This is a genomic window from Gemmatimonadaceae bacterium (genome assembly GCA_016720905.1).
In the GTDB taxonomy this organism is placed as follows: Bacteria; Gemmatimonadota; Gemmatimonadetes; order Gemmatimonadales; family Gemmatimonadaceae; genus Gemmatimonas.
The window spans coordinates 1-13,795 of sequence record JADKJT010000036.1; the positions used below are offsets into that span (position 1 = coordinate 1).

Consider the following 13,795-nt stretch of genomic DNA (forward strand, 5'->3'; position numbering starts at 1 on the left):
CTGGTGGCTGCGGTGGCATTGGTGTTCCCGTTGGTCTGGGACTCCCTCATCCGTCTATCTGGGGCGTGCGTGGCCTGGAGGGATGGGCGCTGACGTTGCCGGCGACATTCCTGGGGGCATTCTGCTTTGTTAAGCCCCGGAACTGTACGGTCATCATCTGGTTGGGTGATGTATTCGACCGAACCGATGTCAGAAACATGACCGTCGCCCTGGGCGCCTGACCCGGTTTACCCCCTGTACAGTAGTTTCGCGCACCCATCGATGCGGTCAGCGCACCAATCCTACTCGCCTGCATTCCGTCATGTCGTCCGACGCAACTTTCGAGTATCCAGACCACGTGCCGACGACGAGTTCTCCGACTCGTCGTCGGTCACGAATAGCGCCCGGCTGTGTTCGCGACCACGCGCGAGCCCGTGAACCTCACGGTCACGCAACTTACGATGTGCGCGCGCCGGAGTCGTCCGCGTTTCGGCCGCCTACATCGATGGTCGTCTGGTGGCGCGCAAGACTCGGCGCCTGAAGATACCTTGCACGGCTGGTGGACTTGCATCGGTTCGACGTCCCCGTGCGGCCTGCCTCTTTGCTTTCGAGGAGGCGCCGGGGCTGCAGTGTCGGCTCGTTCGCCCTGGTGCCCGCGCACTTCACTCGAGGCGGACGCGCACGCGTCGGAACCATGGAAGGCCAAGTGCCCGCCTACGAGGCGATGGCCGACGACGACGATGACGATGATGACGACCTGATGCGATGGACGGTGAGGACGACGACGGCGAAGATGACACGATGCCGTTCGAGACCATCCTCCTCGGGCATATCTGTTGCGGGTTGAAAAGGATCGGCAACATCCTGAGGAACTCTGCCTGGAAGCTGTCCGATATTCTGCAGCGCATCCGTTTATTACCCACGGCGCCGAGTCACTGGAAGACGCGGACCGGAAGGCGATCGACGACTTGCTGGGATCGTTGCAGCGACAGCGGCGTTCTGTAACCGCCCAACGCGTCGTCAGGCGTGTCGAGCGTCGCGGCCATCCAGTGCAGACGCTTCCGGAGATGGGGGACACGTACATCGCGCGGCGCCGCGCCACGTCGCCGCCGAAGACCACCAGCAACGTCTCCGGCACCACTGCAGGGACCACGTCGATGTCGGCGCGCGCACACCGCGGCATCAGCATTTCGTGTGCGGCTGACAACACGGTCGGCCCAGCCGAACACATGCCCCGCGATGTCGTAGGGAGCGATGCTGCCGCGCACGGCACTCCAGTCGTGGTGAAATGGCAGCGCCGCGCCGTGATCAATCAGCCAGCATGCCACGACGCACATGATATTGGGATTCGACGGCGACCGATCGAGATTCTGCACCAGCACGTCCAACCAGAGCACCGACGCCGCCACCTCGAGGCGGGACGCGTTCGTACTCGGGTCGTGAGATTTGCGCGCCGCCTCCAGAAGCTCGAACCCCACATTGACGCCGACGCTGGCGTCCAGCAGGTCACGCAACTCATCGCTTGACATCCGCCGACGGCACGCGTGGTGGCGGCGTCACCATGGCGCGCGAGCGGGAACGGCCAGCGAGAGCCAGTCGGCCAATTCGGCCACGATGAGTTCCGCAATGAGCGCCGGGATACCTGCGCCGCGCCGGCAGCTTGGCGAACCGCCACAAACCGTCCGTCGTTTCGACGACCACGGGAGACGATGAGCCGTGACGTTCCCGGCGCACGACTATGCGGTTGGACTGCACGGTTCGCATCGGCTTCACGGATTGATCCCGAACGGCTGTTTCCACCAGCGGCGGTGTCTCCAGCGGCGGCCCGCCTTCCGCAGGTCGGCTACAGTTTGGGGCGCTCACCAGCACGCGGCTCTCGGCTGCCGGACCGCGCGATTTGCCGCCATGACCGCGCGCTGCAATCCCCTGCCGATCTCTCCCAGCTGCTCGTCGAACGCCGAGAGGTTGCCGCAACTCCTGGCCCGGGGCGATCACCTGCGCGGCATCGGCGGTGACGCGTTCCGGCGCCGCCGTAGGCCGCTCCCTTGAGCAGCGCAATCAGCGTGGTGGGGTCGCCAGCAGCACCCGTTCACTCAATGCCGCTTCCAGCAGCGACGGATCCGCCTCGAGCGCGGCAGAAAAGAACGCTTCGCCGGGGAAGGAACAGCACCACGAATTCCGGTGATTCGGGCAAATTGCGCCCAGCACTGCTTCGCCGCGAGGCGCTGCACATGCGGAGTTAGCGGCGTGCGCGGTGAGATAAGTCGCGCCGCACGCGATCATCCGACGCGGCCGATGCTCGAGGTACGCCGCGAGGCGCCCCGGCGTCCACCACCCAGCCGCTCGCCGCCTGGCAGGCAACGACCAGATCGGCCGTTGCACACCGTCGTCATTGCGCACTGACCTGCGGCCCGAAATCACAATAGCCAACATGCCCGCGAGTTCTAAAGACACGCCGGAGCTGCAACTCGCCCCACTGGCCGCGGACGGTCGGCGCACGCAGGGCCTGCGAAAGCCGTTGTGTCTCCACCGCGCAGCGACTCGCTGACCAAGGGACGGCGTCGAGTCGTTCCCCGATGACGCCGGTCGCATGTGCCTGCGCTGCGCCATTCCGTGCCAGCTGTTCGTCGTACGGAACGAAAGCGTCTCGCGGAATGGGTTTGAGCAAGTCGGCCGTTGCCGTGGGCGTCCGGTCAGGCTTGCGCTTCCACTTCCTGCCGCACCAGTGCCTCGCGCACCGAAAGCTTATGTCCGCGCGCAATGGCGTCGGTCTCGAGGCGCGCGCGCGACTTTCGCCCGCCAGCATGCGTCGCTGCTGACGCTTGGTCAGAGCGCACCAACGCCGCTGACGCCGACGATCAATGCCAGCATCACCATGCCAACATCCGTGTCCACGACGGGTCCACGCGGATCCACCATTCCTACCGCGCCCTTCGGCTTCACGGCCGATGTGCCCCAACCACGGAAGCGCCATCCGCAACGCCGTTCCCGACCATCAACGTGTGACCTTCGTTCGCCCCAGCACCCGGTACGTGCGGTCGGCGTGCCGTTCGCTGCGGCCTCCACGATTCGCGGCGGTGCGATGGGATCAAGCGCGACTGATGAACATGATGGGCGGGGCATTCGACCGCCCCACCGCCGAGCCACCCGCAAGGCAAGCGACGGCGGTGATCTGCTGGGGTCGCTGTTGCCAATCGGGCGGCAACCCCGGCTCCAATCGAGTGCCCCAGCACGTACCGCGCGCCTGTTCACGCGATACTCCGATCGCTTCACCGCCATCAGGCTGTCGAAATTGCCGGTGATACGCCGAACGGACGTGGTAAGCGATACCCGATGGTGTTGCGCGGCCAGGGCCAGGGTCGCAATGACGCCCTGTCCACTGGGCATCGATAAACATGTTCTCGTCACCACCGGCACCATGCAGCGCAATGAGCACCGGCACCGGAGTCCCCGATGTTGCGGCGGCGGCAGGTGCCACGATGCCCAGCGGAATCAGCACGCCATTCGCGCCGCCGGAACACACTGCTGGTTGATGGTGCGACGAGTGCTGTCATCAAGCGATGCCGCGGCGTACGCCTTGTCCAGTCGCAGGTACGCGGCACCGAGGTCGGCCCGCGTCACCGCCGCTCCGGTGAGCGCTGGCGGCGTCACCGCTGACTGTGCAACGGCGCGGCAGGCTGTAAGGGCTATCGCCAGCAGCATCGCCCCCGTGACGGCCAAACCTCTATTCTGCGTCCGCAATCCGATCGCCATGTCGCGAGAATGGTTCAAACGGGGAACAGGCCATCAATGGAGGTACCGCTCGCCGGTGTCGTAACAGAAAGTCATCACGCGCACCGGGAGGCATGTCCGGCAATGCCTGCTGCCCGACAGCGGCCAACGACGCACCACTGGAGATGTGATGAAAATGCCTCCTCTACGTACCGCACGTTGCGGTATACAGAAAGGCGTCCTCTTCGGAAACCTGAATGGTCCCGTTTAAAGTGTCCCGATGCAGGTTGGTTAGGATGAAGTTCGGACCGATGTCCTAGGAATGCGGTGCGGACCGAGTGCCCCTGATGATTGGTGACTTCACCGGTTCCACCGCAAGAGTCGGCATGGACGGAAAGTGCTGTTTGAGCACTTCGGAGGACGCGGTGAAATGGCAATCCGTACCGACTCCGGTAATCAGGTAGTCGATCCCTTCCGGAAAATCGTCCACGATTTCCCCGCGCCGTCGTGGTGGCATGGGCACGGATGTTTGCGGGATTGTCGAACTGCTGCAGCATCCAGGCACCGGGGAGTCTGCGCGAACAGCACGTTCGCTCGTTCGATGCACCCTTTCATCCCCAGCTCGCGGCGTCAGGTCGAACGCGGCGCCGTAGGCTGCCGCTGATGCGGCGACGCTCAATCGACATCGACTCGGGCATCACCAGCACCAATCGCTGCCCCTTCACCGCGGGCCACCATCGCCAAACCAATGCCGGTATTCCCGGACGTCGGCTCGATGATCACGCTGTCCCCGGTCAGCAGGCCACGCTGTTCGGCGTCTTCAATCATCGCCAGCGCAATGCGGTCCTTGATGCTGCCCCCCGGATTGGCCCGTTCGAGCTTCATCCACACTTCCACCCGCGGGTCGAAAAGGCGCTGCAATCGGACGTGTGGTGTGCGACCGATGGTCTCGAGAATCGTATTGGCACGCATTGGGATGGCTCCGAGGAAAGGCGGTGGATACCGCAGTGGCGATCCAGATATGAAACTCGGGGCCGTCGTCGGTCGGGCGGCGGGCTACGGTGCTGTTGAACTGTGACCGAGCGCGGCGGAACGGACGCCGTCAACCAGACGTTGCCGCCGATGATGGACCCTTCACCAACCACGGTATTTCCGCCCAGAATCGTCGCGTTGGCGTAGATGACCGCATCATTCTCGACGGTCGGATGTCGCTTGCGGTTGGCCAGATGCTTGCTGACCGCCAGCGCACCGAGGACACCTGATAGATCTTCACGCGCTCGCCGATCACGCTGGTTTCCCCGATCACGATACCCGTCCCGTGATCGATGGCAAACGAGGCGCCAATCTGCGCCCGGGATGGATGTCGATACCTGTTTCCCGGTGAGCCCATTCCGACAGCAGGCGCGGCGCCAATGGCACTTTCAGGACATATAGCTCGTGCGCCAATCGATGGACCGCCGTGGCCAGAAACCCGGATACGCGAGTATCACTCGTCGAGACTCTCGGCGGCCGGATCGCCGGCGTGAATCGCCTGCGCATCCGTGCGCAGCAGGTCGTCCACCGCGGGCGGGCGTTCCAGGAACGCCCGGACGATGCGCGCCGCGTCGGGCACCAGCGGGCCAATGGCCATTGCCAACACCTGCTCCACCCGCACCGCATCCCGCACGGACGTTCAAGCCGCATTCAGCGTCAACGCCGGCAAACTGCGGGAACAACAGGGCCAGTGCGCGCTGAATAAACTCCTCGGCCAGCGCTCGAATCGGGCGTTCGGTGCCGGACACCGGCGTTCCGCCGCCAGACGATCGACAAATGCGGACCAGCGTGAATCAGTCATGGTGTCACAGTCGCCTAGTGGTCGACACGGTCGCGCGCGACGTCGGCACGTACCCGTGCATGCCGATGCTTGCAAGTCCGCGTTCCGGATGACCCGCCGATACCAAGCGGCAGCCTGCGGCCGGGGCCAGTTGGTATCCCCTTCAAACGCGTCCGTGCGCGTGAAGAGTTCCAGGTGAGCCGCGCCGCCCGTGCGACGAGACAGTTGCCAATCCTCGTCGCAGCGTGCGCGACGAGAGATAGTTGGGCATGCCACAACACCACCAGATCGTACTGCGGGCGCAACGGCGGTGCATCCAGATCCTCGATGCCACCCAACTGCAGTCCGCGTCGCGCCCGTATCGCGTCACCGCGTACGCGCTCGGGTCCACGCCGTCATAGTGCACCGTTGGACGCAATCGCGCCAATTGTGGTCGCCACTGCCCTCGCCGCATCCCACGTCCAGCACACTGCGCACCGGTCGACCCCGGCACCCATTCGGCCATGCGCAGGACAAACTCCCTTGCCGACGCAGTTCGGGCGGTGACTTCACGCGATGTTGCGGATGGCGATACCACTTGTCGAAGTACGCCTTGTCGTAGTGCGACGTCAGAGGATCCCCCAGAAGCCGCGATCGATATCAATAGCAAATCGCCAGGCGCCGTTGCGCAATCCGCGCGCCACATCAATCCGCAGCAGGTCGAAGAAGAACAGCGCAAACCAGGCGGAAGGCCACACGCCGGACTCGCGTGATGACACACCTGGAATACCGCTGGCTGTCGCCGTCACTTGCCCGTACGGTGCCAGGGTAATATGCCCCGGCGCCTTGCCGTAACGGCCCAATGGAATGGTGGGCCCCCGAACGGGTTGCCGCACTTCGAGCCGCTGCGAGACATATCCGCGCGTCGCAAACGACCCGGCGTCGTACCCTGGCGCCGACCACGGACCACCCGGAAACACCAACCACTGCGGGGCAAGGTCTCGGCCTCCGGCCACACCACCCTGCGTCAGCGACACGATGGCGCGATCATGCGCGAGCGGACGTTGCACCAGCAACTGTCCCTGCGCCCGTGCCACGCGAGGCGCGACCGGTTGGTTGCCGATTCCCGTGCCCGCGTAACCGCCAATCGATGCGCTCAGCGACCACAGTCCACGCGTCTGATGCGCGTCGCCCGGAATCCAACCGCCGGTGCCGCGCAGTTCCGCACGCACGCCGCGCAGCCGCCAGGCCGGCACCACGGGTTCAAAATGTCCGCTCCACGCATGAGCCGTGAGTGTGACCGGTGCGTCCGTCTCGTACGCCACACGCAGTGTGAACGGATCAAGCGGTGAGCGGCGGAACGCCAGGCCCGCCGCCCGCATATCCACCTGCTGGGTGTAATCGCTTCCGAACGCCAGCGCGGCCAACGAGTTCGTGACGCCGCCGCGCTCCGGAACGGCCAGGTCGCGCACGTCGCGCTCGGCGAACAGTTGCAGCAGCGGTACCCGTCCAAACGCCGGTGCCCGACCGAGGGCCAGTTGGCCCTTCATCTGTTTGTCGTCAATGCCGTAGCGGCCGCGCGCGGACAGCAGCCAGCCCGCACCCCACCGACGTGACAGACCAACCCCCAACGACAAGCCCTCAGCGCGCGTGAAGCGGGCCGCATCGCTGATGCCTCGACCGGTCACGGCCGTGCGTGCAGGCCGAGCCAGCATGGCCGCACGCACGGCGGCTTCCGCCTGCACGCGCGCGCGGACGACGTCTTCGCTGGTGGCCACCTGAATTTCAGGCGGCAACACGTCACCACGCGATCGGTGAACGGATAGCGGCGCAACAGATCCGGCGACACCGAACTCCACCGCGGCAGGGCTTGCGTCGCGGCCAGGATGCGTTCGTTGACATCATAGTGGGACACTTCCCAACGACCACGCACGATGCCACGCACGGGAATGTCCATAATCGTCGAGCCGCGCGACACCTCCACATCCTGTCGACGCGGCAACCAGTAACGCTCGCGCACCAGGCCGTTCTCCAGCGTCACCACCAACGTCTCGATACGCTTGTCCAGAAGCGCCGCAGGCGTGAAGGTCATCGACAGTCGAACCACCGCAGCCGTTTCACGATCGAGAAACACCGAGCCGATCGCCGCGGCTGTAGTTCCGTCCCGCGGGCGGAAACGCACTTCGTCCACCACAATCTCGCGCCCCGGGATGCGCATGCGCACCGGACTCGCGCGCTGAAACTCGTACAACGACCGCGCGCTGGCTGCCAGGGGGTGCGGCACGTCCCTCACGTCCTGCCCATCACCCAGACGAATGCGATCGGGCAAGTTGTCGAGAATCACGCCGTAGCGGTCGCGGTAATAGCCGACATTGGCGGGCAACAATGTCGTGTCGCGCCGTCCGACCAGCTGCTGCGCACTGCGATTCGGTTGCCACCACGAAATGGTGAGCGCCAGTTCTTCGCTTTGCACCACTTTCGGCGGGATGATCACCCCTTCGCCCAACTGCGCCAGAAACGCCAGGAATCCGTGCGCATCGGCGTGATAGCTCAGCAGCGTGCTGTCGGCCAGTTGGAGACTGCGACGCTGCGTTGCCCGCTCGATCAGCGAATCCGCGCCCGCGTCGTTCCATGGCTCGCGTGAGGTCGGCGCGTTGCGCTGCGCGTTCGACTGACCGGGCATCATGATCGACCAGATCATGCACGCCACGACCGCCAAATATCCGGAACACCGCGAAGGACATTTCACGGGGAGCAAGCTAACCTTCGCTCACGGTAGCGGAGAGGAATCGGAGGCGACCAGCAGCGACCATCCGCGGTAGACCGAGGCTGACGTTGCGGCGTGTTGACGACCCACGAGCGCGAGATAGGCCCATCCGTATCGCCAGCCATCAGCAGATGTATCGGCACCCGGACGACGCGGGGCACGAAAGGGCCGACGGGCAATGACAACAGCGGACACCGTCGTAATGGTTCCTGAAGGACCGGTCAGCCGTACCCGTGCGCCCGCACGCAGCGACGACATCTCACGACGGGTTCGGAATTGAATGGCGAATAACGTATCGGCCGTCGCGGCGTCTCCTGCGGACTCCACTCGCGAAGACGGTTCTTCGCCCAGTGGCATGCGTCCTGTCAACGAGTCGGGCAACAGCTGAACCCGTCGATATCGGCTCACCAGCCACGTATCCAGCGCCGAGAGTGCCGCCGGATTGTTGCCCGACCGACGCGGCGACGGCTGCGCACCCGCGTCGCGCATCGTGCCGCTCCAGAATCGCCAATCCCGCGATGGCAATTCCCCTTCGCATGGATCCTTGCCTCTGTGCGGCTCCCCACGGTGTCAGCGCGTGCGGGGCGCGTGCGGCAGTTCCGTTGGAATCACCGTGTCGCGTCAATTCCCGGGGCCAGCACATCCAATCCTGCATGCATGGCCACGTCTTCGCGCATGGCATACCGCAACAGCGCCTCGTCCATCCGTGAACCTCGAGCATGCGCACCGTTGCCAATCGCGTGGCGACACCAACCCAGCGCGCCGAACCCACCTCGGCGCTCAGGCGGCGCGGAATCTGCGCGGACAACTGCTGCCGTAGGCGTGACTCGAGCGTCGCCACCGACGTGGTCGCCCACCCTTCTCTCGCAGGCCGGTCATGGCCACCAGATCCGCCGCCGCCACCAACGAACCAATCGTTGTCGACGGCCAATCGCGTGGAACACCCGACGGATCCCGCCATGCGGCATCGTCGAGCAAAACATCCGGCTGCATGCCGCCAGTTGCCGCGGATCCCGTGCCCTGTCGCCGTTCCAGGGTGCGCCCGGTCGGCGTGAGCCATCGCGCCGTCGTCAACCGCAACGACAACTCTGGCGACAAACGCACGACCCGCTGCACCACACCCTTGCCATACGTCGGTGCACCCACCAGCAGCGCCCGATCGTGCTCACGAAGGGCGGCGGCAATCACCTCGGCGGCGCTGGCCGTCCCGGCGTCCACCAGCACCGTCAGCGGCATGGTGGGCCATCGCGAACCGTGCGCCCGATACACCTGCGGCTTGGACCCTCCGCGTCCCGCCAACGACGCGACAATCACGTTCGGGGGCAGGAATAGCGCGGCGGCGTTCACGCCCTCTTCGAACAGCCCGCCACCGTTGCCTCGCAAATCCAGCACCAGCGATCGCGCACCGCGTCTGGTCAATGCAGTCACCGCGCCCTCCAACTCCGCCGTGGCGTGCTGCGTGATCGACGCCAGTCGCACGTAGCCCACGGAATCAGACAGGAGTCCCGCCTCGGTGACCGCCGGCGAATGCCAGGTGGCGCGATGCACCGTGACACGAATGGAGTCGCCGAGTGGTGCGCGCCAGAGCAGCAGTTCGGTGTGATTGCCCTGCACGCGACTGCTGTCGGCACCGGCACGAAGACGCGAATCGGTTATGGGAACGCCATTCCATTCCAGCACACGATCGCCTCGCCGGACACCGGCTGTGGCGGCCGGAGATCCTCGCACTACACGTCGCACACTCAGCAGCGCTCCCTGCAGACGCAGCGACATGCCCATCCCCTGACTCTCACCCAGCAATGCGCCGCGATAGCTCTTGTACCCTTCCGGCCGGAGCAGCGCGGCGTACGGATCGTGCAGCTCGCGCAGCATCCCCGAGACAGCGCGCCGAATCAGCTCCTCGCTGGGCAGCGAGTCCAATGCGTTCGCTCGCACCGAATCAATGGCGGTCGACAGCAATTGTCCGCCAATCCATTCGTCGCGGGCGCGTACACGATCGGCACCATATCGCGCACCCACGGCGAACACCGCCGCCAGAAGCGCGATGCCCACCGTCGCACCAGCCACCCGGAGCAGGGTAACCGAGCGCTTTCTGAGGGTTGGAGTCAGGTGATGTCGACATGTGCGGTGGCTGTGGTACCGATCAACTGCCCTGGTGATCCCGATCAACGGCACGTATTCCGATCAGCCTTGGTGCCAGCGTCCTGCGCGGCATACGCACGAGTGTCCACACCTGGAGACGCCAGCCTGTCTGAACGCTGTCTTTGAGATTCGTTTAACTGTATCAACGTTAACGACTTGAAGCCGAAAATGACCCGCGTTGGTTGGCCACTTCGCAATGGCACTGCTGATGCTCCATGCCTTGTCGACTGCCCGCGATGGCTGCGGGATACACACCAAGCGCTGGATCAGGAGGCACCATGTCAGTGATTCGTCGGACCCTTTATGCCGCGCCCGCCGCCCTCGCGTTCCTCGCCACATCGGCATCATCGTCCTCGGCATTGCCACCGAGTGCGCGCACCCTGTTCACCTGGAACGGCCGCATCGACCGCGAAGTGCTGATTGTGGTTCGGGGACGCAATGTCGAAACGCGCGCCGGCGGCCTGGATGCCTCGTTCGCGCCTCGATTGGACGTTCGAGACGAACTGCCTCGAGAAGGTGGCGATGTGGACGTTCATCTGGCGGACGGACGAGGGTCCGTGGACATCGTACAGCACCCGTCCGCGCGCAACGACTACACGGCCATTGTGCGGGTGATGGACCCGCGGTCGGGAAGTGACGATTATCAGGTGGTGGTCGCGTGGCAGGCCATGGGCTATGCCGAGGACGACCGTAACGGCAATCGCGACGGCAACCGGGATGGCAATCGGGATGGCAATCAGGACGATGACCGTGCCGGAAATCGCGACAGAAATCGGGATCGTGATGACCGGGACGACCGCAGCAACAACGGGCGTGGCAATGGCGGCTGGGACACTCGCGGCGGCTACGGGCGCGACGCCGGCAGCGTGGCGTGGCGCGGCGCGGTCGACGACGTGGTTGATATCCGGATCCAAGGCCGTCGCATCGAATACCGCACCCGGAGCGGGCAAGTGCTTCGCAACGTCCGGTATGACGTCCGCGGCAACGGACTGCCGCGACGACCGGTCTCGCTCGACCTCAACGTCTCGCGCGGCCGGGGCGACGTAGTCGTGGTCCAGCGGCCGAACCGGTCCAACGACTTCACGGCGATCGTTCGGGTGGTCGACCGCCGCGCCGGCTACGGCGACTACGATTTTGACCTCCGCTGGTACTGATAAACCCCTGCCCGCAACGCACCAACGCCCCGACCGATGAGGTCGGGGCGTTGGTTGTTCTAGGGACCAGTACCAAGTACCGAGTACCAAGTACCAAGTACCTGGTACTCGGTACTCGGTACTCGGTACTTCTCTTTCAGAGGCGCCGGTCGGAATCGAACCGACGGTGGGAGATTTGCAGACCTCTCCCCGGCATGTCGAACGCTCGTAAGTCGTTGATTTACAACACCAAAGAAAAACGGCTTGACCGGCAAAAGAGGCTATTTCTGGTACCGCTTGTTACCGGTTCTGTTACCGCGATCCCGGCGAGGCACCCCCGGTCTCGCTGCGCGACGAGGCAGACGGTGACCTCCTTCTATTGAAGAGTACGTCGAGCGAGCGTCCGGCGCCGCCGCTGACGCGCGCGCATTAGGCCGGGCAGGCTGTTCCACGCGGGAAAGGTCTTATTGAGGGCCATTTTTTCCACATTTACCGAAGTAATGCCGAACAAAGAGGGGCAAACGGCGTTGTGGCGCGCCAAAAAGCTACCGGAGGCTGCGCGGAGAGCCCGACTCGCGGGCTCGGACCCCCTGGGTCCCGGACGTTTCCTGAGCCCCTCGCGCCATGACCTATCGCTCGTCACACTGCCCGAACCGCCGCCGCTCGACCCCCGCCACGCCAGCGCCGGCGCCCATCCCCCTCCCCACGCCGACCACGCCGACCACGCCGTCCGCCGCGGCCCGTCGCGACGTATTCGACGACGTCGTCCAGCGGCTGAAGTCGAATCTCGACGACACGGCCGCGCTGTGCGGGCTCTCCGCCAAGGCGCACGAGGACCTTCAGCGCGACCTCGCGCAGCGGGTGCTCTCCGTGCTCGTGCTGACGAGCCGGGAAGTCAGCACGTTGCTCGTGCTGGCCGATGACACCGTGAGCCAGTGGTGCCGCGAGGGACGATTCCCTGGTGCCATCAATCTTGGTCGGGCCGGCTGGCGGATACCTTTGCAGGCCGTGCTCGCGCTGACCACGCCGCCGACCGACCCGGTGGCGGGTGGGGGTGCTGCGCGGCCAACGGAGATCGAGCCGTTCGACACCTCGCGGTTCGCCGCGTGGAGGGTCGCCGCATGAGCACCAAAGCCGCTACCAAGTTCTCGCCAGCCGTCATTGCGCGCGCCAATCGCTGTGGCGTCTACCAGAAGGCGCCGGGCGGCGCCTTCTACGCCGACTTTCGTGCGTTCGCTGCGTGGGGCGGCAAGCAGTGCGCCCTCGTGCCGGACAGTGAACACCACGCCACCAGGGACCGGTCGGTCGCCACGGCGCTTTTCGCCAGGCGCCAGCACAGCCTGATGGAGCTCGCTGAAGCGGGTCCCCGCACGGCGGCACCCACGCCTCTCGCGCCCCGCTTTGGCCCCTTCATCGAGGAGCACCTGCGACGAAAGGCGGGTGAAAAGAAATCGTCGGCCGGAACGCTGCGTCACGACGAGACGTGCCTCCGTCTGTGGTTCAGATTTCTTGGAAATTGCGAGCTGAGTGACATCACGGCGCTGCGCATCCAAGAGTACATCGATCAGCGCCGCAAGAAGCCGGGGAGATCCCCGGGAACGCTGCTGAGCGACGCCACCGTGCGCAATGATGTACACGCGTTGTCGAACCTTCTGGAGCGTGCGGTCGAACTGGGGCACATCGGCAAGAATACCGCACTGAAATGCCGCGCCAAGCCTGCAGCACCCGAGCCGCGCATCGAGTTTCTGGAGCGGGACGAGTGCGCGCGTTTGCTCGACGCGGCCACGGAAATGGATCACGAGGCGCGCGTGGCGCGCCAGATCCGCGAACTGCAGCGTCAGCAACGTGCGTTCCGCGACGCCGGCGACCATGCAAGCGCTCGTGTGGTGAAGTGCGAGTTACAAGGTCTCTTTCTCGCCGCGGGACTGGCGCACATCCACGGCACCGTCGAACCCATCTTGGAGATGGTCGTCTCGCTCTTTCTGTATACCGGTATGCGACACGAGGAGCTGCTCGGTCTCCTGGTGCGCGACATCGACTTCGTGAACGGTACCGTTCACATCCGGGAGAACAGGTATCGCAAGCTGAAGCGGAAGTCGCACGCGCGACGGGTGGACATGTGGCCAGGCCTGCGTGCCACGCTCCAGCGCTTTTTGGCGGAGAGCGGGCGGACCGAGGGCTTGCTCTTTCCGATTCTCGACGCGGAGGGCAACGAGAAGATGCGTCACAGCTTCGCGAAGCAGTTTGACCGGGTATTGCGTCGCGCGGGTC

Annotated in this window: 13 protein-coding genes and 1 pseudogene; 3 read left to right on the forward strand and 11 right to left on the reverse strand. The window is 65.0% G+C overall.

Annotation, left to right across the window (positions count from 1 at the left end; translation table 11 throughout):
• Positions 1-911: 911 nt before the first annotated feature.
• From IPP90_23040 to IPP90_23090, 11 genes and pseudogenes are all read right to left on the reverse strand, one after another.
• Positions 912-1,508, reverse strand: coding sequence for a hypothetical protein (locus IPP90_23040; GenBank protein ID MBL0173512.1), 597 nt, complete (start codon positions 1,506-1,508; stop codon positions 912-914).
• An 860-nt stretch (positions 1,509-2,368) separates the two neighbouring features.
• Positions 2,369-2,647: a DNA recombination protein RmuC gene (rmuC, locus tag IPP90_23045; GenBank protein ID MBL0173513.1), complete on the reverse strand. Its 279-nt coding sequence runs from the start codon at positions 2,645-2,647 to the stop codon at positions 2,369-2,371.
• Between the two features lie 25 nt (positions 2,648-2,672).
• A complete protein-coding gene (locus IPP90_23050; GenBank protein ID MBL0173514.1) occupies positions 2,673-2,816 on the reverse strand; it encodes a hypothetical protein in 144 nt (47 codons plus the stop codon).
• Between the two features lie 251 nt (positions 2,817-3,067).
• Entirely contained in the window at positions 3,068-3,478 is a 411-nt protein-coding gene (locus tag IPP90_23055; protein ID MBL0173515.1) for a hypothetical protein, read from the reverse strand.
• Complete coding sequence (locus tag IPP90_23060) at positions 3,472-3,732, reverse strand: hypothetical protein (protein ID MBL0173516.1); 261 nt, start codon at positions 3,730-3,732, stop codon at positions 3,472-3,474. The genes IPP90_23055 and IPP90_23060 overlap by 7 nt, the downstream gene beginning before the upstream one ends.
• A gap of 14 nt (positions 3,733-3,746) precedes the next feature.
• A pseudogene (locus IPP90_23065) lies at positions 3,747-4,662 on the reverse strand (cysteine synthase family protein).
• A 514-nt stretch (positions 4,663-5,176) separates the two neighbouring features.
• Positions 5,177-5,356: a hypothetical protein gene (locus tag IPP90_23070; protein MBL0173517.1), complete on the reverse strand. Its 180-nt coding sequence runs from the start codon at positions 5,354-5,356 to the stop codon at positions 5,177-5,179.
• Positions 5,357-6,111: 755 nt separating this feature from the next.
• Positions 6,112-7,281: a hypothetical protein gene (locus IPP90_23075; protein ID MBL0173518.1), complete on the reverse strand. Its 1,170-nt coding sequence runs from the start codon at positions 7,279-7,281 to the stop codon at positions 6,112-6,114.
• Positions 7,167-8,183: a hypothetical protein gene (locus IPP90_23080; GenBank protein MBL0173519.1), complete on the reverse strand. Its 1,017-nt coding sequence runs from the start codon at positions 8,181-8,183 to the stop codon at positions 7,167-7,169. Before IPP90_23080 ends, IPP90_23075 begins: the two co-directional genes overlap by 115 nt.
• 69 nt (positions 8,184-8,252) lie before the next feature.
• Positions 8,253-8,738, reverse strand: coding sequence for a hypothetical protein (locus IPP90_23085; GenBank protein ID MBL0173520.1), 486 nt, complete (start codon positions 8,736-8,738; stop codon positions 8,253-8,255).
• Between the two features lie 291 nt (positions 8,739-9,029).
• The gene (locus tag IPP90_23090) at positions 9,030-10,316 is read right to left on the reverse strand and encodes a PDZ domain-containing protein (GenBank protein MBL0173521.1); all 1,287 of its coding nucleotides are present in this window, start codon (positions 10,314-10,316) and stop codon (positions 9,030-9,032) included.
• 353 nt (positions 10,317-10,669) lie between these two features.
• Here IPP90_23090 and IPP90_23095 point away from each other — a divergent pair, with 353 nt between their 5' ends.
• The 3 genes from IPP90_23095 to IPP90_23105 form a co-directional block, all read left to right on the forward strand.
• On the forward strand, positions 10,670-11,545 hold the full coding sequence (locus IPP90_23095; protein MBL0173522.1) for a hypothetical protein: 876 nt from the start codon (positions 10,670-10,672) through the stop codon (positions 11,543-11,545).
• Positions 11,546-12,148: 603 nt separating this feature from the next.
• Positions 12,149-12,649, forward strand: coding sequence for a helix-turn-helix domain-containing protein (locus IPP90_23100; GenBank protein MBL0173523.1), 501 nt, complete (start codon positions 12,149-12,151; stop codon positions 12,647-12,649).
• The coding region (locus tag IPP90_23105) for a tyrosine-type recombinase/integrase (protein MBL0173524.1) at positions 12,646-13,795 on the forward strand (1,150 nt) is incomplete at its 3' end. The genes IPP90_23100 and IPP90_23105, both read left to right, overlap by 4 nt.